Genomic DNA, 18,826 nt, shown 5'->3' on the forward strand with positions numbered 1-18,826 from the left:
CCGGGCAACGTGATTACGGCCGGTCCAGCCGCAGCCGCTCCGCCCTCGGCAGCCCCGCGACGACGAGATCGTACGAGTCCTCGATCAGCTCGCGCAGCAGCGGGTCCGGCAGCCCGCCGTCGACCGTGACGGTGTTCCAGTGCCGCTTGTTCATGTGCCAACCGGGGACGATCAGTCCCTCGTGGTCGGCGCGCAGCCGCACCGCGTCCTCCGGGTCGCACTTGAGGTTGACCGTCAGGGGCCGCGCGTCCAGGTTCGTCAGGGCGAACAGCTTGCCCAGCACCTTGAAGACCGAGGTCTCCGGGTTGAACGGGAAGTCCTCCACGGCCGCGTCGAAGGACAGGCAGAAGGCGCGCAGCTCCTTCGGGGTCACTCCGGCTTCTCCTCCCCGGCGGGCCCGGCGGGCTCCACGAGCACAGTGACGATCTTGTTCCGGCGGCCGGCGGAGGACTCCGCGGTGAGCTTCAGCCGCCGCTCGTCGGGGAGTTCGACCTCGGCGGACGCGCCCGCGATGGGGACCCGGCCGAGCGCCTTGGCGAGCAGCCCGCCGACGGTCTCCACGTCCTCGTCGTCGTACTCCTCCAGGCCGTACAGCTCGCCGAGGTCGGTGATGTCCAGCCGGGCGGTGACCCGGAAGCGGCTCTCGCCCAGGTCCACCACGGGCGGCAGTTCCCGGTCGTACTCGTCGGTGATCTCGCCGACGATCTCCTCCAGGATGTCCTCGATGGTGACGATGCCCGCCGTGCCGCCGTACTCGTCGATGACGACGGCGACGTGGTTGCGCTCCTTCTGCATCTCGCGCAGCAGGTCGCCCGCGTTCTTGGTGTCGGGCACGAAGACCGCCGGGCGCATGGCCGTGGAGACCAGGTCGCTCTCCGCGTCCCGGCTGATGTGCGTCTTGCGGACCAGGTCCTTGAGATACACGATCCCGACGATGTCGTCCTCGCTCTCCCCGCTGACCGGTATCCGGGAGAACCCGGAGCGCAGGGCGAGGGTGAGGGCCTGCCGGATGGTCTTGAAGCGCTCGATGGTGACCAGGTCCGTGCGCGGCACCATCACCTCGCGCACCAGGGTGTCGCCCAGCTCGAAGACGGAGTGCACCATGCGGCGCTCCTCGTCCTCGATCAGCGACTCCTGCTCGGCCAGGTCGACCAGCGCGCGCAGCTCCGCCTCGGAGGCGAACGGGCCGCGCCGGAAGCCCTTGCCGGGGGTGAGCGCGTTGCCGATGAGGATCAGCAGCGAGGGGATCGGGCCCATCACCCGGGCCAGCGGAACCAGGACGTACGCGGCCACGGTCGCGGTGTTCAGCGGGTGCTGGCGGCCGATGGTGCGCGGGGAGACCCCGACGGCGACGTACGACACCAGGACCATCACGCCGATGGCGACCAGCAGGGCCTGCCAGGTGGCCGAGAATGCCTCCAGGCAGGCGTAGGTGACCAGGGCCGCCGCCGCCATCTCGCAGGCGACACGGACCAGCAGGGCCACATTGAGGTAGCGGGTGGGGTCGGCGGCGACCTGCGCCAGCTTCTCGCCGCCGCGCCGCCCGGACTTCACGGCCTCCTCGGCCCGGAAGCTGGAGACCCGGGCGAGGCCCGCCTCCGCGCAGGCGGCGAGCCAGGCGACGACGACCAGCGCGATCGCGCCGATCACGATCTGCGGGGACATCCGGCCGGCTTACGAGACGGTCGGCGCCGGAGACGGGCCGGTCAGGCCGCGCTCGGCCCGCCAGCCGTCCACGATGGCGGCCTGGAGGCCGAACATCTCGGCCTTCTCGTCCGGCTCCTCGTGGTCGTAGCCGAGCAGGTGCAGCACGCCGTGGACGGTGAGCAGCTGGAGCTCCTCGTCCATGGTGTGCCGCGTCGGGGCGTCCGCCCCCTGCTTGGTCGCGACCTCCGGGCACAGCACGATGTCGCCGAGCAGCCCCTGCGGGGGCTCCTCGTCGTCCTTGCCCGGCGGACGCAGCTCGTCCATCGGGAAGGACATGACATCGGTGGGTCCGGGCAGGTCCATCCACTGGATGTGCAGCTGCTCCATGGCGTCTTCGTCCACGACGATCACCGAGAGCTCGGAGAGCGGGTGGATGCGCATCCGCGCGAGCGCGTAGCGGGCGATGTCGAGGATCGCCTGCTCGTCGACCTCGGTGCCGGATTCGTTGTTGACGTCGATCGACATGTTCGTGCCGGTCTACTTCCCCTTGGTGCCCTTGGCGCCGGTCCTGCCACGGCCGCCCGGGTGGGAGCCGTTGTCGGTGCCGTTCTTGCTGTCGTACTTCTCGTACGCGTCGACAATACGGCCCACCAGCTTGTGCCGTACGACATCGTGGGACGTCAGCCGGGAGAAGTGGACGTCCTCGACGCCCTCCAGGATCTCCTGGACCTGGCGCAGACCGGACTTCGTGCCGCCCGGCAGGTCGACCTGCGTCACGTCACCGGTGATCACGATCTTCGAGTCGAAGCCGAGGCGGGTGAGGAACATCTTCATCTGCTCGGGGCTCGTGTTCTGGGCCTCGTCCAGGATGATGAAGGCGTCGTTGAGCGTCCGGCCGCGCATGTACGCCAGCGGCGCCACCTCGATCGTCCCGGCGGCCATCAGCTTGGGGATGGAGTCCGGGTCGAGCATGTCGTGCAGCGCGTCGTACAGCGGGCGCAGGTAGGGGTCGATCTTCTCGTAGAGAGTGCCGGGCAGGAAGCCCAGCCGCTCGCCGGCCTCGACCGCGGGGCGGGTCAGGATGATCCGGTTGACCTGCTTGGACTGGAGGGCCTGCACGGCCTTGGCCATGGCCAGGTAGGTCTTGCCGGTACCGGCGGGGCCGATGCCGAAGACGACCGTGTGCTTGTCGATCGCGTCGACATAGCGCTTCTGGTTGAGGGTCTTGGGGCGGATGGTGCGGCCGCGCGAGGACAGGATGTTCTGCGTCAGCACCTCGGCCGGGGTCTCCGAGCCCTCGCCCGTACCGTTGTCGCTCGCCTTGAGCATGGCGATCGAGCGCTCCACTGCGTCCTCCGTCATCGGCTGCCCGGTGCGGAGCACCAGCATCATCTCGTCGAACACGCGGGAGATCAGGGCGACGTCGGCCCGATCGCCGACCGCGCTGATCTCATTGCCCCGGACATGGATGTCGGCCGCCGGGAAGGCCCTCTCGATCACGCGCAGGAGGGAGTCGCCGGAACCCAGAACGGTCACCATGGGGTGCTGGGCGGGGACGGTGAGCTGTGCTCTCGCCTGCTCCTGCGTGGGGGTGCGAGTTGTGGGTGTCTGTGTCATGGGCCGGCGCGAAGGCCTTGCGATTCCTCCTCGTCATGACCGCACGTCCAAGGGCGGCCTCGTCGCTGTCCAGGGTACGCCGGACGACTGACAAGCCTGTAGGACTTTTCCTCCGGACGGGGGAGGCGCGCCCCGCCGGTCAGCCGGGGCCCCGGAAACCGATCGTGGGCACGGCCCGCCGCAGCGGCCAGGGGCGGTCCAGTTCCTCCGGGACCAGCCGGTCGAGGAAGGCGTACCGTTCGAGCGCCATGGGGTCCTGGGCCGGCAGGGACTGGACCCGCCGCCACCACGCGCCGATCTCCGACCAGCCGGGCGCCGACAGGGACCCGCCGAACTCCTGCACGGACAGCGCGGCCGTGAGCCCCGCGAAGGCGAGCCGGTCGGCCAGCGGCCAGCCCGCCAGGGACCCCGTCACGAAACCGGCGACGAAGACGTCCCCCGCGCCCGTGGGGTCCAGCGCCTCCACGGCGATCGCCGGGACCTCCGCGGCCTCGCCGGTACGGCGGTCCACCGCGTACGCGCCCTCCGAACCCAGCGTCACCACCGCCACCGGCACGTGCTCGGTGAGCGCGTGCGCGGCCAGCCGGGGGCAGTCGGCGCCCGTGTACCGCTTCGCCTCCTCGGCGTTGGGCAGGAACGCCTCGCAGTGTTCGAGGTCGGACAGCCCCGCGAGGTCCCACGCGCCGGTGTCGTCCCAGCCGACGTCGGCGAAGATGCGGGTCCCGCCGCGCGCGGCCTGCGCGATCCAGGGGGCGCGGCGGCCCGGTGTGAGGGAGGCGACGGCGGCTCGGGCGCGGGGCGGGCAGTCGGGGGCCGGCTCCTCCGGCGGCGGCTCGTGCCCGTGCGAGACCATGGTCCGCTCGCCCTCGTACGCCATGGACACGGTCACCGGCGAGTGCCAGCCGGGCACCGTCCGCGACGGCGTGAGGTCGATCCCCTCGCCCTGTTCGAGGGCGTCCCAGCAGTACTCCCCGTAGTGGTCGTCCCCGAAGGCCGCCGCGAGCGAGGTCCGCAGCCCGAGCCGGGCCAGCGCGCTGGCCATGTTGGCGACCCCGCCGGGACTGGACCCCATGCCCCGCGCCCAGGACTCCGTGCCGCGCACCGGCGCCGAGTCCAGGCCGGTGAAGATGATGTCGAGGAAGACGGTGCCCGTGAGGTAGACGTCCCAGGGCGGATCGCCGGGGGCGCGCCGCGCGGCGAGCGGATCGACCTGGGCCTGGCGGTGCCCCGCCCGGGTGAGGTGCTCGGGTTCCTCTCCGACGAGGGTGTGCGACGAGGTCACGGTGCGCTCCCTGGCTGTACTGGGTCTGGCCAGTGTGCACCACCGCGGGCACCGCGCACGGGCTTACGGCCGGGCCCGCGCACCCGGGGGCGAGCCGCGCGCACAACGGAAGAGCCCCGTCCCGCACATGGCGGGACGGGGCTCTGCGTGGAGCGCCGGGCAGGCCTTGCACCTGCATTTCCCCGCAGGAAGCGGGGCGTCTTTCCTTGGACCACCAACGCATCGTCCGGCTACCGGAGTTCCGGCGGCCTCGACATGATCAATCATAGCCCATGCCGAGGCCCGCGGCGAACAGCCTCAGAACACGTACGCGTCCACCTCGGCGAGGTACCGGGCGCGGCGCTCCTCGTCGTCCTCCAGGAAGGAGGCGAGGAAGGAGTTGCGGGCCAGTTCGCGCAGCCGGTCCTCGGTCAGGCCGAGACTCTCGCGCACCGCCCGGAAGTTGTCGTCGGCGTAACCGCCGAAGTAGGCCGGGTCGTCGGAGTTGACCGTGCACAGCAGCCCCGCGTCCAGCATGGCCGGCAGCGGGTGGTCCGCCAGGGTGTCCACCGTGCGCAGCCGGACGTTGGACAGCGGGCACAGGGTGAGCGGGACCCGCTCGCGCACCAGCCGCTCGACCAGCTCGGGGTCCTCCATGCAGCGCAGACCGTGGTCGACGCGCTCGATGCCGAGCAGGTCCAGGGCCTCGGTGATGTACTCCGGCGGCCCCTCCTCGCCGGCGTGCGCCACCCGGCGCAGCCCGAGCGCGGCGGCGGTCTCGTACACCTGGCGGAACTTCGCCGGCGGGTGCCCGACCTCGGCGGAGTCCAGGCCGATGCCGGTGATCCGGTCGAGGTACGGGCGTGCGGCCTCCAGGGTCTCCAGCGCGGAGTCGGCGGACTCGTCGCGCAGGAAGCACAGGATGAGCCTGGTGGAGATGCCGTGGCTCTCCTCGCTGCGGCCGAGCGCCCGCCACAGCCCCTCCACGACGGTGCCCATGTCCAGGCCGCGGGCGAGGTGGGCCTGCGGGTCGAAGAAGATCTCCGCGTGCCGCACGCCCTGCGCCGCGGCACGGGTCAGATAGGCGTCGGCCAGGTCCTCGAAGTCCCGCTCGGTACGCAGGACGGCCATCAGCTCGTAGTACAGGTTCAGAAAGGACTGGAGGTCCTCGAACCGGTATGCCTCGCGCAGCTCGTCCGTGTCGGCGTAGGGCAGCTTCACGCCGTTGCGGGCGGCCAGGTCGAAGGCCAGCTCCGGCTCCAGGGTGCCTTCGACGTGGAGGTGCAGTTCTGCTTTGGGGAGGGGCATCAAAGCATCGTACGGCGCATTTACCGTCGTTTCGGAACCGGCACTCGCTGAAGGTCGTACGCCACGGTCAGCTCGCCCTCGAAGCCGGCGGCCCGTGCCTGCCGCTCGAACTCGTCGGGCTCGGAGTACCGCTGGCTGAAGTGGGTGAGCACGAGATGCCGTACGCCGGCCTCGCGCGCGACCGTCCCCGCCTGCCCGGCCGTCAGGTGTCCGTGCTCCACGGCGAGTTCCGCGTCCTCGTCCAGGAAGGTGGACTCGATGACCAGCAGGTCGCAGCCTTCGGCGAGGGTGTACACACCCTCGCAGAGCCGGGTGTCCATGACGAACGCGAACCGCTGTCCGCGCCGTACCTCGCTGACCTCCTCCAGCGTCACGTCCCCGAGCCGCCCCTCACGCTGGAGCACCCCGACGTCCGGGCCCCCGATGCCGTGCGCGGCGAGCCGCTCGGGCAGCATCCGGCGGCCGTCGGGCTCGGTCAGCCGGTACCCGTACGACTCCACCGGGTGCGAGAGCTTCCGGGCGTCCAGGGTGTACGACGGTGTCACCGCGAGGGTGCCGTCGGCGGCCACCGGGACCTCGGTGACGCCCACGGTCTCCCGGTAGGCCGTGGCGTACCGCAGCCGGTCGAAGAAGCGCTGCCCGGAGGCCGGGTAGTGCGCGGTGATCTCGTGCGGCACCCGGTCCAGGTTGATGCGCTGGATGACCCCGGCGAGGCCGAGGCTGTGGTCGCCGTGGAAGTGGGTGACGCAGAGGCGGTTCAGGTCGTGCGCGGCGACCCCGGCGCGCAGCATCTGCCGCTGGGTGCCCTCGCCGGGGTCGAAGAGGATGCCCTCGCCGTCCCAGCGCAGCAGGTAGCCGTTGTGGTTGCGGTGCCGGGTCGGGACCTGGCTCGCGGTGCCGAGGACGACGAGTTCACGGACGGACACGGCGGTCTATCCGGGCGGCCATTCGAGACCGCGGCCGCCGAGCACGTGCCCGTGGGCGTGCCAGACGGTCTGGCCGGCGCCGGTGCCGGTGTTGAAGACGACGCGGTAGCTGTCCAGCTTCTCCTCGTCGGCCACGGCCTGGGTCTCGCGCAGCACGTCCGCGGCGGCCTCGGGGGCGCCGGCGGCGAGCGCGGCGACGTCCCGGTAGTGGACCTTCGGGATCACCAGGACGTGCGTGGGCGCCTGGGGGTTTATGTCCCGGAAGGCGACGGTGGTCTCCGTCTCGCGGACCACGGTGGCCGGGATCTGGCCCGCGACGATTTTGCAGAACAGGCAGTCGTCCTGCGGTTCTCCAGCCATTTCGCGTGCGCTCGCTTTCGCCGGGATCAGGTTCGGGGGGATCAGGTTCGGGGGATCATCGTAGTCGGTCGGGTGCGGGTCGTCATGGCTGGTCGCGCGGTTCCCCGCGCCCCTGGAGGGGCGGCAGTGCCGGCGGGGTTTTCGCGGGAACGGACTCCAGTGACTCCAGTGCCAGCCTTACCGCCTCGTCCAGTTGGGGGTCGCGGCCGGCGGCCCAGTCCTGGGGGGTCTGTACGACCTCCACGTCAGGGTCGACGCCGTGGTTCTCCACGCTCCAGGCGGGCCCCTCCAGCCACATGGCGTATTTGGGCTGGGTGACCAGGGTGCCGTCGACCAGGCGGTAGCGGCTGTCGATGCCGATGACGCCGCCCCAGGTGCGGGTGCCGACGACGGGGCCGATACCGAGGGCCTTGACGGCCGCGTTGACGATGTCGCCGTCGGAGCCGGAGAACTCGTTGGCGACGGCGACGACGGGGCCGCGCGGGGCGTGCCGGGGGTAGCTGAAGGGGCGGTGGCCGCGGGGGATGTCCCAGCCGACGATGCGGCGGGCCAGGATCTCCACGACGAGTTGGGAGGTGTGGCCGCCGCGGTTCTCCCGGACGTCCACGATCAGGCCCTCGCGGGCGACCTCGACGCGCAGATCGCGGTGGATCTGGGCCCAGCCGGGTGCCTGCATGTCGGGGACGTGCAGGTAGCCGAGGCGGCCGCCGGAGCGCTCGTGGACGTGGGCGCGGCGGCCGGCCACCCAGGAGTGGTAGCGCAGGGGCTCCTCGTCGGCGAGCGGGACGACGACGACGTGCCGGGGGTCGCCGCCGGCCGCGGGCGAGACGGTGAGTTCGACGGGCCGGCCGGCCGTGCCGGTGAGCAGGGGGCCGGGTCCGGTCACCGGGTCGACGGGGTGGCCCGCGACGGCGAGGATCGCGTCGCCGGGGCGGACGGCGACGCCGGGCGCGGCGAGCGGGCTGCGGGCCTCCGGGTCGGAGGTCTCCGAGGGCAGGATCTGGTCGACGCGCCAGCTTCCGTCCGCGTGCCGGGAGATGTCGGCGCCGAGCAGGCCCTGGCGGGGGCCGCCGCCGTGGCCGCCGTGGGGGATGACGTAGGCGTGCGAGGTGCCGAGCTCGCCGTGCACCTCCCACAGCAGGTCCACGAGGTCGTCATGGGTGGCGAGGCGGTCGAGGACCGGGCGGTAGCGGTCGAGGACGCCGTCCCAGTCGACGCCGCCGAGGTCGGGGCGCCAGAAGTTGTCGCGCATGAGGCGGCCGGTCTCGTCGTACATCTGCCGCCACTCGGCGGCGGGGTCGACGGTCTGCCGGATGCGGCCGAGGTCGACGGTGATGTTGGAGTCACTGTCCTCGTCGGCGGACGCGCGGCGGTCGCTGGGCACGACCTTGAGCTTGCCGTCGGTCCACAGCAGGACCCGCTTGCCGTCGCCGCTGACCTCGAAGTGGTCGGCGTCGGCGGCGAGGTGCTCCAGCCGCAGCTGGGCGAGGTCGTAGCGCTCCAGTTCGGTGCCGGGGTAGGGCTCGTCGGGGGTGGCGCGGGTGGTGCCGAGGACCCCGTGCAGCGGGTGGCGCAGCCAGAGCACGCCGTCCTTGGCGGCGCGCAGATTGCCGTAGCGGGCGGACTCGACCGGGAAGGGCACGATGCGGTCGGCGAGTCCGTCGAGGTCGATCCGGGTGGAGGGCACGCCCTCGCTGTCGGGGGTCTCCTCCTTGTCGGAGATCTCGAACGGGCGGCCGTGGCGCTGCGGTCCGAACGGGGACGGGGTGGTCGCGGCGAGAGTGATCAGGTAGGGGCGGGTGCCGCCCACGAAGGCCAGGTCGAAGGCGTGTTCGTCGTAGACCGGGTCGAAGGAGCGGTTGGAGAGGAAGGCGAGGTGCCTGCCGTCGAGGGTGAAGGCGGGCGCGTGGTCCTGGAAGCGCAGCGGGGTGGCCTCGCTGACGGTCAGGTCGGTGGTGTGGGCGAGACGCAGCTGGCTCAGCGGCCGGGGGCCGGGGTGGGTCCAGGCGAGCCAGGCGGAGTCGGGCGAGAAGGTGAGGTCGCGTACGTCGCCGTCCGCGCCGCGGTCGACCTCGCGGACCTCGCCGGTCTCCCGCTCGACCAGCAGGAGCCGGCCGTCGTGGGCGGCGACGGCGGCGCGGCTGCCGTCGGGGGCCATGGCGAGCTCCAGGACCCGGCCGAGGCGTCCGGCGGCGAGCCGGCGCGGGGTGGCACCGAGGGCGGGGCCGGTGGCGGGGGCGAACTCCAGGGCGTCCTCGCCCTCGGCGTCGGTGACCCAGACCACCCATTCCTCGCCGTCGGCGCGGAAGGTGCGGGGCAGCCGGGTACGGACGCCGGGTTCGGCGGCGAGGGCGCGCACCGGGCCGGAGCGGTGGGTGACCCAGTGGACGGCGCCGCGCAGGCCGACCGCGCTGCCGCGGGCGGTGTGGTCGGGGGCGGCCGAGCCGTACCAGTGGGAGGTGCTCACCTGGAAGGGCTGGAGGTCGACGCGGGGCCCGCCGAGGCGGATGTCCAGGGGGCGCGGGGCGCTGCCTTCGAGGTCGTCGAGGAGCCAGAGCCGGCCGGCGGCGCAGTAGACGACGCGGGTGCCGTCGGTGGCCGCGTGGCGGGCGTAGAAACCTCCCCCGGCCTCGGCCTCGCCCGACCGGGAGGTGCCCCCGATCGGGGTGTGCCGGCGCAGGTCGGAGGCGTCGGCCCGGGAGGAGTAGAGGGCACCGGTGCCCTCGTGGTCGGAGAGGAAGGCGATGCGGTCGCCGACCCAGAAGGGGTACTCGATGTTGCCGTCGAGTTCCTCGTGCAGCCGGGCGAACTCCCCGTTCCCTTGCCGGTCGATCCACAGCTTGCCGGCGGTGCCGCCGCGGTAGCGCTTCCACCAGGCGGCCTCGCGGCCCATCGGGGCGGACAGCAGCACGGGGTGCGGGCCGTGGGCGAGGTCGCCGACGGGGCCGTACGGCAGGGTGGTGGCGGGTCCGCCGTCGAGAGGGACGGCGTGGGCCCAGGTGTGGCGCGGGCTGGGCCGGCCGGTGGTGCTCAGGGCGAGGACGTGGCCGTCGGGGGTCCAGCCGCGGACCTGGGTCCGCCGGCTGCCCCAGTACGTGAGGCGTTCGGCGGGACCGCCGTCGACGGGCGCGATGTGCACCTCGGGGGCGCCGTCGCGGGTGGAGGTCCAGGCGAGGGTGGTGCCGTCGGGCGAGATGCGGGGGTGGTCCACCGGGACGTCGTCGGCACTGGCCCGCCAGGCACGGCCCCCGTCGAGAGGGGCGAGCCACACGTCGTCCTCGGCGACGAACGTCACCAAGTCGCCGTGCAGGTGCGGGAATCGGAGGTAGCCGGAGGTTCCTGTCGAAGCGCCCTGAGTCACCCCGTCACCTTACGCAGCGGCCGCCGTTCACGGGCCGTTTTCGGATCACTTGCCCGCCACGGGCAGGCAGTCGGGGTCGTTCCGGCACCAGAGGGTCCGGGTGACGGTGACCGTGACGGCGGGCTGCGCGCCGGCGGGCGGATAGCCGGGCGGGCGGTACGTGGGTCCCGGCGCGGCCGCGCAGTCGCCCAGCCCGCTGACGTGGAACACCTGCTTCCCGTCGACCCTGGCCCGCAGGTCCCCGCGCACACAGACCCCGTCCACGGCCCGGGTCACCTCGCCGTTGACGGTGATCCGCCCCCGGTCCCCGGTCTCGCCCTGGCAGTCCACCGAGACCACCGCGCTCCGCCCCGGCGCTGGGGTCGCTCCGGCGGCCCCGCCCGGGTCACCGGCGCAGTTGAGCCAGCTGACGTCCACGTCCGCCTGCCGCAGCCGCGCGCTCGCCATCGTCCCGGTGGTGTAGGCGACCCCGGCCGACCCGAGCACATCCGCCTGGCACCCCACGACGGCGGCCCCGGCCGCACCGACGATCCCGACAATGACCAGCACACGCGTCCGAATCCACTTGAATGCCCCCATGCAGGGCAGAGTGCCACCACAGGGACGGCGGACGGAAGCCCGCGGCGGGGCACTCACCCGTTCGGCGTGCGAGTTCCTTCGAAACGGCTTGCCCTGAGGGGTGGTTGACGGTGCCTCAGCCCCGCAGCAGCAGCCACTCCTGGAGCTCCACCAGGTTGTCCTCGGGGTCCTTGAGGTGGGCGACGCGCATGCGGTCGGTCAGGGCGGTGGGGGGCTGGAGGAGGGTGGCACCGCGGGAGGTGATGTCGGCGCAGTAGGCGTCGAGGTCGTCGACGCGCAGGACGACCAGGGAGCGGTGACCGTCGGCGGGATCGGCGAGTTCGGGCAGGAGTTCGGCCATCATGGCGCGGTCCTGGAGGGCGATACCGGCGGAGCCCGCGTGGGGGCTGAACTTCTCGTAGGGGCCCTCGGTCGCGCCGGACTGCGGCTTCAGGCCGAGGACGTCCGCGTAGAAGCGGTAGCAGGCGGCGAAGTCGGTGACCAGGAGCCGTACTTGGGCGAGTTCCATGTGTACCCCAGGGAAGTTCAGGACCAGCGGCCGGTGCGCCCCAGGAGGAGGGCCGCGGCCGCCGTGCCGGCGGTGGATGTGCGCAACACGCTGGGCCCGAGGACGTAGGCCCTCGCGCCCGCCTCCTCGAAGAGGGCCAACTCGTCGCGGGAGACGCCCCCTTCGGGCCCGACGACCAGCACGATCTCTCCCTCGGCGGGGAGTTCGGCGGTGGCCAGCGCCTCGCTGGTGTGCTCGAAGTCGGAGTGCAGCACCCCGGCGAAGTCGGCCTGGGCCAGAAGTGCCGCGACCTGCTTGGTGCTCGCCGCCTCCGCGACCTCGGGGAACCGCACCCGCCGGGACTGCTTCCCGGCCTCGCGCGCGGTCGCCCGCCACTTGCCGAGCGCCTTCAGGCCCCGCTCGCCCCGCCACTGCGTGATGCAGCGCGCGGCCTGCCACGGCACGATCGCGTCGACCCCGACCTCGGTCATCGTCTCGACGGCCAACTCCCCCCGGTCCCCCTTGGGAAGGGCCTGCACGACCGTGATCCGGGGCCGCGGCGCGGGCTCCTCGGACACCTCCGGCATCCGTACGACGAGGCGGTCCTTGCCCTCGCTGCCGAGCACCTCGCACACCGCGTACCGTCCCGCGCCGTCGGTGAGCACGACCTCCTCACCGGCCTCCAGGCGCTTGACCGACACCGCGTGCCGGCCCTCGGGGCCGTCCAGGACGAAGCGGTCGCCGTCCGCGGTGAAGTCCGCCACGACGAAGACCGGCGCGGTCATCGGGCACCTCCCGCGGCGAACGCCGCCCGAGCCTCGGCGAGTTCGGCCGCCAGCACCTCCACGAGCCGCCCGGCGGGCAGCTCCCGGGCCAGCCGGTGGCCCTGGCCCGCCCACAGTGCCATGCCCTGCGCGTCCCCGGCCTTCGCGGCGGCCTTGCGCAGCGGCGAGGTGAGGTGGCCGACCTCCGGGTAGGCGGCGGGCGCGTACGGGCCGTGTTCGCGCAGGAAGCGGTTGACCAGGCCGCGCGCCGGGCGGCCGGTGAACGCGCGGGTCAACTCGGTGCGTACGAACAGGGGGTTGGTCAGCGCCTCCTTGTGCACGGCGGGCGCGCCGGACTCGGGGGTGGCGAGGAAGGCGGTGCCCAGCTGGGCCGCGCTCGCACCGGCCGCGAGGACGGCCGCGATCTGGGCGCCGCGCATGATCCCGCCTGCGGCGACGACGGGGATGCGCACCGCCTCGCGGATCTGCGTGATCAGGGACAGCAGACCCAGGCCGGCGCCGTCGTTCTCCGGGACGTCCCGGTGCGTGCCCTGGTGGCCGCCCGCCTCCACGCCCTGGGCGATCACCGCGTCCGCCCCGGCCCGCTCCACCGCGACGGCCTCCTCGGGGGTGGTGGCGGTGACCAGTGTGAAGGTTCCCGCGCGCCGCAGCCGCTCCAGCGCCTGACGGCCCGGCACCCCGAAGTGGAAGGAGACCACGGGCACCGGGTCGTCCAGGAGCACCGCGAGCTTGGCGTCGTAGCCGTCGTCGCGGCCGCTGTCCGGATCGCCCAGCTCGGTCTCGTACCAGGCGGCCTCGCCCGCGAGCTGATGGGCGTAGAGCTCGACCGCGCCGGAGGAGGGCGCCGTGTCGGTGGAGCCGGTGCCCGCGCCGGGGTACTCGGACTGGGGCATGAACACGTTCACGCCGAAGGGCCGGTCGGTGAGGCTCCGCAGCCGCTTGATCTCCTGGTACACGCCGTCGGCCGTCTTGTACCCGGCGGCCAGGAACCCGAGCCCGCCGGCCTCCGACACGGCGGCGGCGAGCTCCGGGCCGGAGACGCCGCCCGCCATGGGGGCCTGCACGATCGGGTGAGGGAGAAGATCGGTCAGTGCGGAGGACATGACCGCATGGTGTCATGCCCCGGGAACAAGTCCGAATCGGGAGTCACGATCGGCATATTCCACTACGGCCCCGGTCAGAGGCCGTGGCGGCCTCCGGTCGGAGGCCGCCGGGACCACCCGTCGCGGCCGGGCGGTCAGCGCCCGTTGAACGCGTCCTTCAGCCGCGAGAACAGCCCCTGCTGACCCGGCTGGAACTGCCCCTGCGGACGCTCCTCGCCGCGCAGCTTGGACAGCTCGCGCAGCAGCCGCTCCTGCTCCGGATCGAGCTTCGTCGGGGTCTGCACCTCGACGTGCACGATCAGGTCGCCCCGGCCGCCGCCGCGCAGATGCGTGACGCCCCGGCCGTGCAGCGGGATCGACTGCCCGGACTGGGTCCCCGGCCGGATGTCGACCTCCTCCAGACCGTCCAGCGTCTCCAGCGGCACCTTCGTGCCGAGGGCGGCGGCGGTCATCGGGATCGTCACCGTGCAGTGCAGATCGTCGCCGCGGCGCTGGAAGGTGGAGTGCGGCAGCTCGTGGATCTCGACGTACAGGTCGCCGGCCGGACCGCCGCCGGGGCCGACCTCGCCCTCGCCGGCGAGCTGGATCCGGGTGCCGTTGTCGACGCCGGCCGGGATCTTCACGGTCAGCGTGCGACGCGAGCGGACCCGGCCGTCACCGGCGCACTCCGGGCAGGGCGTGGGGACCACGGTCCCGAAGCCCTGGCACTGGGGGCACGGCCGCGAGGTCATGACCTGGCCCAGGAAGGACCGGGTGACCTGCGAGACCTCACCGCGGCCGCGGCACATGTCGCAGGTCTGGGCCGACGTGCCGGGGGCCGCGCCCTCACCGTTGCAGGTGTTGCAGACGATCGCGGTGTCGACCTGGATCTCCTTGGTCGTCCCGAAGGCCGCCTCGTCCAGTTCCACCTCGATCCGGATCATCGCGTCCTGGCCGCGCCGGGTGCGCGAGCGCGGCCCGCGCTGCGACGCCGTGCCGAAGAACGCGTCCATGATGTCGGAGAAGTTGCCGAAGCCACCGGCCCCGAAGCCGCCCGCGCCGGCGCCGCCGGCCTGCGAGAGGGGATCGCCACCGAGGTCGTAGACCTGCTTCTTCTGCGGGTCCGACAACACCTCGTAAGCGGCGTTGATCTCCTTGAACCGCTCCTGGGTCTTCGGATCGGGGTTGACGTCCGGGTGCAGCTCGCGCGCGAGCCGACGGAACGCCTTCTTGATCTCATCCTGCGACGCGTCGCGGCGCACGCCGAGAACGGCGTAGTAGTCCGTGGCCACTTACGACTCCGCCAGGATCTGTCCGACGTACCGTGCCACTGCGCGTACCGCTCCCATCGTTCCCGGGTAGTCCATGCGGGTCGGTCCGACCACGCCGAGCTTGGCAACCGCCTCGCCGCCCGAACCGTAGCCCACCGACACCACGGAGGTGGAGTTGAGTCCTTCGTGGGCGATCTCGTGCCCGATGCGCACGGTCATGCCCGGATCCTTCGCCTCGCCGAGGAGCTTGAGGAGCACGACCTGCTCCTCGAGGGCCTCCAGGACGGGCCGGATCGTGAGGGGGAAATCATGTCCGAAGCGGGTGAGATTGGCGGTGCCGCCGATCATCAACCGCTCCTCGTTCTCCTCGACCAGTGTCTCCAGAAGGGTGGAGAGCACCATGGAGACCGTACCGCGATCCTCGTGTTCGAAGGCGTCCGGCAGGTCCTCGACCAGCTTCGGCACGTCCGCGAACCGGCGGCCCGCGACCCGGCTGTTGAGCCGCGCGCGCAGATCCGCGAGGGACGCCTCGCCGAACGGCGCCGGGCAGTCGACCATCCGCTGCTCGACCCGGCCGGTGTCCGTGATCAGCACGAGCATCACGCGCGCCGGAGCGAGCGCGAGCAGTTCCACGTGCCGCACGGTGGACCGGGTCAGGGACGGGTACTGCACGACGGCGACCTGGCGGGTCAGCTGCGCGAGCAGCCGCACGGTGCGCGCCACGACGTCGTCGAGGTCGACGGCGCCGTCCAGGAAGTTCTGGATCGCGCGACGCTCGGGCGCGGTCATCGGCTTGACGCCCGCGAGCTTGTCGACGAACAGTCGGTAGCCCTTGTCGGTGGGGATGCGCCCCGCGCTGGTGTGCGGCTGCGCGATGTACCCGTCGTCCTCCAGGGCCGACATGTCGTTGCGGACGGTCGCCGGGGACACGCCGAGGTTGTGCCGCTCGGTCAGGGCCTTGGAGCCGACCGGCTCCTCGGTGCCGACATAGTCCTGGACGATGGCGCGCAGCACCTGGAGCCTGCGTTCACTCAGCATTCGCGCGCACCTCCAGCACGTCGGCCCCTCACTCCGCGGTCGTCCCTCTTGTCCGTCCTGGCACTCTTCGCATGCGAGTGCCAGCGTTCCCAGCCAGTGTACGGCCGTGGGGTACGCACCGGGCAAGGTCGGTGCCCCCGCGACCTCGGCTGCGGCTAGCGTCGCGGTATGACGGTGACTTGGGAAGAGCACGGATGGGAGCGGCTCGCCGCCGGGGTGGGGCGGTGCCGGCTGCCGGGCTGGGACTGCACGGCCGGGCTGGTCCTGGGCGCGGGCACGGCGCTCATGGTGGACGCCGGGTCGAGCCTGGCGGAGGGCGCGCGGCTGCGGTCCGCGGCGGAGTCGCTCGCCGGTGGACGTGTGACCCATCTCGCGCTGACCCATGTCCATTTCGACCATGTCTTCGGGGCCGCGGCCTTCGCGGGGGCCGCGGTGTACGCGGCGGTGGGGGCGGACGGGGTGCTCCGCCGCGGACGGGACGGGCTGCGGCACGACGCCGTCCACCACGGGCTCCCGGCGGACGAGGCCGAGGAGGCGGCGCTGGCCCTGGTGCCGCCCCGGCATCCGGTCTCCGGGGAGCTGACCCTGGACCTGGGCGGCGGCCGCCAGGTGCTGCTGGCCAACGTCGGCCCCGGGCACACCGCCCATGACCTGGTGGTTCTGGTGCCTGGCGACCCCGAGGTGGTGTTCTGCGGGGACCTGGTGGAGGAGTCCGGGGAGCCGCAGGCCGGACCGGACGCCGTACCGGCACGCTGGCCGGACGCGCTGGACCGGCTGCTGGCGCTGGGCGGCGACGACGCGCTGTACGTGCCCGGTCACGGCGCGGTTGTCGACGCGGCCTTCGTGCGGCGCCAACGGGACGCGCTGGCCACGCGATTCGGCGTGTCGTGAGCGTCGGCCCGCGGCTTCTCCTATCGTCATCCGAATGCGCCAGTACTCCCCGGACCTGACCCCTCCCTGGAAGAAGCCCCGGCCGGCACCGGAGGTACCCGCCGAGCCGGGGCTGGTCGTGGAGGAGCCCGGCACCGGGTTCTGCGGGGCGGTGATCCGCTGCGAGGCGGGCACGGTGACGCTGGAGGACCGCTTCGGCAAGCACCGGGTGTTCCCGCTGGAGCCGCGCGGCTTCCTGCTGGAGGGCCGGGCGGTGACCCTCGTACGGCCTTCCTCCGGTCCGGCGCGCCCCACTCGCACCGCCTCCGGTTCCGTCGCCGTCCCCGGCGCCCGCGCCCGGGTGGCGCGGGCCGGCCGCATCTACGTCGAGGGCCGGCACGACGCCGAACTGGTCGAGAAGGTCTGGGGCGACGACCTGCGCGTCGAGGGTGTCGTCGTGGAGTACCTGGAGGGCGTGGACCACCTCCCGTCGATCGTCACCGACTTCGGCCCCGGCCCCGACGCCCGCCTCGGCGTCCTCGTGGACCACCTCGTGCCGGGCTCGAAGGAGTTCCACATCGCCCGGTCGGTGACCAGCGAACACGCGCTGGTGGTGGGCCACCCGTACATCGACATCTGGGAAGCGGTGAAGCCCGCGTCGCTGGGCATCGCGAAGTGGCCCCGGGTGCCGCGCGGCCAGGACTGGAAGACGGGCGTGTGCCGCGCCCTGGGCTGGCCCTCGGACAACACCGGCGCGGTGTGGCAGGCGATCCTCAAACGGGTGGACTCCTACAAGGACCTGGAGCCGGAGCTGCTGGGGCGGGTGGAGGAGCTGATCGACTTCGTCACGGGCAGCGGTGGGGCCTGACGCAGGGGGAGGCGCCGAACTCGCCCGGGTCAGTCCACCAGGTCCCGCACCACCGCGTCCGCCAGCAGCCGTCCGCGCAGGGTGAGGGCGGCCCGGCCCTCCGCGTACGCGGCCTGCTGGAGGAGTCCGTCGGCCAGCGCACGGCGCGAGGCCGCGAGGCCGGTCTCCCTCAGCAGGGAGAGCGGGACGCCCTCGCGCAGCCGCAGTTCCAGGAGGACGCGTTCGACGCGGCGGTCCTCGGCGGACAGCACCTCGCGGCCCGCGCCCGGGGAGCGGCCGGCGGCCAGGGCGGCGGCGTAGGCACCGGGGTGCTTCACGTTCCACCAGCGCACGCCGCCCACGTGGGAGTGCGCGCCGGGACCCGCGCCCCACCAGTCCGCGCCGCGCCAGTACAGCTCGTTGTGCAGGCAGCGGCCCGCCTCGGAGGTGGCCCAGTTGGAGACCTCGTACCAGTCGAATCCGGCGGCGGAGAGGGTCTCCTCGGCGATCAGGTAGCGGTCGGCGTGGACGTCGTCGTCGGTCATCGGGACCTCGCCCCGGCGGATCCGGCGGGCGAGCTGCGTGCCCTCCTCCACGATGAGGGCGTACGCGCTGACGTGGTCGGGGCCCGCGCCGATCGCCGCGTCGAGGGAGGCCCGCCAGTCGTCGTCGCTCTCGCCGGGGGTGCCGTAGATCAGGTCGAGGTTCACATGCGCGAAGCCCGCCGCGCGGGCCTCGGCGACGCACGCCTCCGGGCGGCCGGGGGTGTGGGTGCGGTCGAGGATCTTCAGCACATGCCGCCGCGCGCTCTGCATCCCGAAGGAGATCCGGTTGAAACCGCCCTCGCGCAGGGTCGCGAGATAGGCGGGGCCGACCGACTCGGGGTTGGCCTCCGTGGTGACCTCGGCGTCCCGGGCGAGCCCGAACTCGTCGCGGATCGCCGCCAGCATCCGTACGAGGTCGTCGGCGGCCAGCAGCGTGGGCGTACCGCCGCCGACGAACACCGTGCGCACCGGCCGCGGGTCGTCGCCGAGCACCTTGCGGGCGAGCCGGACCTCGTCGACGAGCGTGCCCGCGTAGTTGTCACGGGACGCCAGCACCCCGCCGGTGCCGCGCAGCTCGGTCGCGGTGTACGTGTTGAAGTCGCAGTACCCGCAGCGGGTCGCGCAGTACGGCACATGCAGGTAGAAACCGAGCGGACGCTCTCCCGCCCCGTCGAACGCGTGCGGGGGCAACGCGCCGTCGTCGGGTACGGGCTCACCGTCGGGGAGTGCGGAAGGCATGGGTCCCATTGTCCAGCACCGGCGCGCGGACCGGGCCGGCCCCGGCCGTACGCCCCTGGGGCATCCCCTGCCCGCCGGCCCTTCCCGCCCGAGGAAGCGGCGGC

18 protein-coding genes are annotated in these 18,826 nt (G+C 72.9%); 2 read left to right on the top strand and 16 right to left on the bottom strand.

Annotated features, from left to right (window positions below):
* Positions 1-13: 13 nt before the first annotated feature.
* From VT52_RS21030 to hrcA, 15 genes are all read right to left on the bottom strand, one after another.
* Positions 14-373 carry an MmcQ/YjbR family DNA-binding protein gene (locus VT52_RS21030; RefSeq protein ID WP_046422278.1) on the bottom strand — a complete coding sequence of 120 codons (360 nt, stop codon included), beginning with the start codon at positions 371-373 and terminating at the stop codon, positions 14-16.
* Complete coding sequence (locus tag VT52_RS21035) at positions 370-1,665, bottom strand: hemolysin family protein (RefSeq protein WP_046422280.1); 1,296 nt, start codon at positions 1,663-1,665, stop codon at positions 370-372. Before VT52_RS21035 ends, VT52_RS21030 begins: the two co-directional genes overlap by 4 nt.
* Before the next feature lie 9 nt (positions 1,666-1,674).
* Positions 1,675-2,172: an rRNA maturation RNase YbeY gene (ybeY, locus tag VT52_RS21040; RefSeq protein WP_046422282.1), complete on the bottom strand. Its 498-nt coding sequence runs from the start codon at positions 2,170-2,172 to the stop codon at positions 1,675-1,677.
* A 12-nt stretch (positions 2,173-2,184) separates the two neighbouring features.
* On the bottom strand, positions 2,185-3,264 hold the full coding sequence (locus VT52_RS21045) for a PhoH family protein (RefSeq protein WP_079175160.1): 1,080 nt from the start codon (positions 3,262-3,264) through the stop codon (positions 2,185-2,187).
* A 139-nt stretch (positions 3,265-3,403) separates the two neighbouring features.
* Complete coding sequence (locus tag VT52_RS21050) at positions 3,404-4,546, bottom strand: carbohydrate kinase family protein (RefSeq protein ID WP_046422284.1); 1,143 nt, start codon at positions 4,544-4,546, stop codon at positions 3,404-3,406.
* Between the two features lie 297 nt (positions 4,547-4,843).
* Positions 4,844-5,833: an adenosine deaminase gene (locus tag VT52_RS21055; RefSeq protein ID WP_046422286.1), complete on the bottom strand. Its 990-nt coding sequence runs from the start codon at positions 5,831-5,833 to the stop codon at positions 4,844-4,846.
* 20 nt (positions 5,834-5,853) lie between these two features.
* The gene (locus tag VT52_RS21060; protein WP_046422287.1) at positions 5,854-6,759 is read right to left on the bottom strand and encodes a ribonuclease Z; all 906 of its coding nucleotides are present in this window, start codon (positions 6,757-6,759) and stop codon (positions 5,854-5,856) included.
* Positions 6,760-6,765: 6 nt separating this feature from the next.
* Complete coding sequence (locus VT52_RS21065) at positions 6,766-7,119, bottom strand: histidine triad nucleotide-binding protein (protein ID WP_046422289.1); 354 nt, start codon at positions 7,117-7,119, stop codon at positions 6,766-6,768.
* An 82-nt stretch (positions 7,120-7,201) separates the two neighbouring features.
* On the bottom strand, positions 7,202-10,480 hold the full coding sequence (locus VT52_RS21070; protein WP_046422291.1) for a S41 family peptidase: 3,279 nt from the start codon (positions 10,478-10,480) through the stop codon (positions 7,202-7,204).
* A gap of 45 nt (positions 10,481-10,525) precedes the next feature.
* Positions 10,526-11,029: a hypothetical protein gene (locus VT52_RS21075; RefSeq protein WP_046422293.1), complete on the bottom strand. Its 504-nt coding sequence runs from the start codon at positions 11,027-11,029 to the stop codon at positions 10,526-10,528.
* Between the two features lie 145 nt (positions 11,030-11,174).
* The gene (locus tag VT52_RS21080; RefSeq protein WP_046422296.1) at positions 11,175-11,567 is read right to left on the bottom strand and encodes a VOC family protein; all 393 of its coding nucleotides are present in this window, start codon (positions 11,565-11,567) and stop codon (positions 11,175-11,177) included.
* A gap of 17 nt (positions 11,568-11,584) precedes the next feature.
* On the bottom strand, positions 11,585-12,331 hold the full coding sequence (locus tag VT52_RS21085) for a 16S rRNA (uracil(1498)-N(3))-methyltransferase (protein WP_046422298.1): 747 nt from the start codon (positions 12,329-12,331) through the stop codon (positions 11,585-11,587).
* Positions 12,328-13,434 carry a nitronate monooxygenase gene (locus VT52_RS21090; protein ID WP_046422299.1) on the bottom strand — a complete coding sequence of 369 codons (1,107 nt, stop codon included), beginning with the start codon at positions 13,432-13,434 and terminating at the stop codon, positions 12,328-12,330. The genes VT52_RS21085 and VT52_RS21090 overlap by 4 nt, the downstream gene beginning before the upstream one ends.
* 134 nt (positions 13,435-13,568) lie before the next feature.
* Positions 13,569-14,705, bottom strand: coding sequence for a molecular chaperone DnaJ (dnaJ, locus tag VT52_RS21095; protein WP_046422300.1), 1,137 nt, complete (start codon positions 14,703-14,705; stop codon positions 13,569-13,571).
* Positions 14,706-15,722, bottom strand: coding sequence for a heat-inducible transcriptional repressor HrcA (gene hrcA / locus VT52_RS21100; RefSeq protein WP_046422303.1), 1,017 nt, complete (start codon positions 15,720-15,722; stop codon positions 14,706-14,708).
* A 168-nt stretch (positions 15,723-15,890) separates the two neighbouring features.
* On the opposite strand from hrcA, the gene VT52_RS21105 reads away from it, so the two are divergent.
* Together VT52_RS21105 and VT52_RS21110 are read left to right on the top strand one after the other, a co-directional pair.
* The gene (locus tag VT52_RS21105; RefSeq protein ID WP_046422305.1) at positions 15,891-16,613 is read left to right on the top strand and encodes an MBL fold metallo-hydrolase; all 723 of its coding nucleotides are present in this window, start codon (positions 15,891-15,893) and stop codon (positions 16,611-16,613) included.
* A 34-nt stretch (positions 16,614-16,647) separates the two neighbouring features.
* Positions 16,648-17,460, top strand: coding sequence for a DUF3097 domain-containing protein (locus tag VT52_RS21110; RefSeq protein WP_046422306.1), 813 nt, complete (start codon positions 16,648-16,650; stop codon positions 17,458-17,460).
* 29 nt (positions 17,461-17,489) lie between these two features.
* Here VT52_RS21110 and hemW read toward each other — a convergent pair whose 3' ends face one another.
* Positions 17,490-18,722, bottom strand: a complete 1,233-nt coding sequence (gene hemW, locus VT52_RS21115; RefSeq protein ID WP_046422307.1) for a radical SAM family heme chaperone HemW — start codon at positions 18,720-18,722, stop codon at positions 17,490-17,492.
* Positions 18,723-18,826: the final 104 nt, after the last annotated feature.

Origin of the sequence: Streptomyces malaysiense, from assembly GCF_000980885.2 — a bacterium.
Taxonomy (GTDB): Bacteria; Actinomycetota; Actinomycetes; order Streptomycetales; family Streptomycetaceae; genus Streptomyces; species Streptomyces malaysiense.

Bases quoted from the DNA above. Each gene is read 5' to 3' on its own strand.
- VT52_RS21035 (WP_046422280.1), bottom strand. From the start codon at position 1,665: ATGTCCCCGCAGATCGTGATCGGCGCGATCGCGCTGGTCGTCGTCGCC.
- ybeY (WP_046422282.1), bottom strand. From the start codon at position 2,172: ATGTCGATCGACGTCAACAACGAATCCGGCACCGAGGTCGACGAGCAG.
- VT52_RS21045 (WP_079175160.1), bottom strand. From the start codon at position 3,264: ATGACACAGACACCCACAACTCGCACCCCCACGCAGGAGCAGGCGAGA.
- VT52_RS21055 (WP_046422286.1), bottom strand. From the start codon at position 5,833: ATGCCCCTCCCCAAAGCAGAACTGCACCTCCACGTCGAAGGCACCCTG.
- VT52_RS21065 (WP_046422289.1), bottom strand. From the start codon at position 7,119: ATGGCTGGAGAACCGCAGGACGACTGCCTGTTCTGCAAAATCGTCGCG.
- VT52_RS21080 (WP_046422296.1), bottom strand. From the start codon at position 11,567: ATGGAACTCGCCCAAGTACGGCTCCTGGTCACCGACTTCGCCGCCTGC.
- VT52_RS21085 (WP_046422298.1), bottom strand. From the start codon at position 12,331: ATGACCGCGCCGGTCTTCGTCGTGGCGGACTTCACCGCGGACGGCGAC.
- VT52_RS21090 (WP_046422299.1), bottom strand. From the start codon at position 13,434: ATGTCCTCCGCACTGACCGATCTTCTCCCTCACCCGATCGTGCAGGCC.
- hrcA (WP_046422303.1), bottom strand. From the start codon at position 15,722: ATGCTGAGTGAACGCAGGCTCCAGGTGCTGCGCGCCATCGTCCAGGAC.
- VT52_RS21105 (WP_046422305.1), top strand. From the start codon at position 15,891: ATGACGGTGACTTGGGAAGAGCACGGATGGGAGCGGCTCGCCGCCGGG.
- VT52_RS21110 (WP_046422306.1), top strand. From the start codon at position 16,648: ATGCGCCAGTACTCCCCGGACCTGACCCCTCCCTGGAAGAAGCCCCGG.
- hemW (WP_046422307.1), bottom strand. From the start codon at position 18,722: ATGCCTTCCGCACTCCCCGACGGTGAGCCCGTACCCGACGACGGCGCG.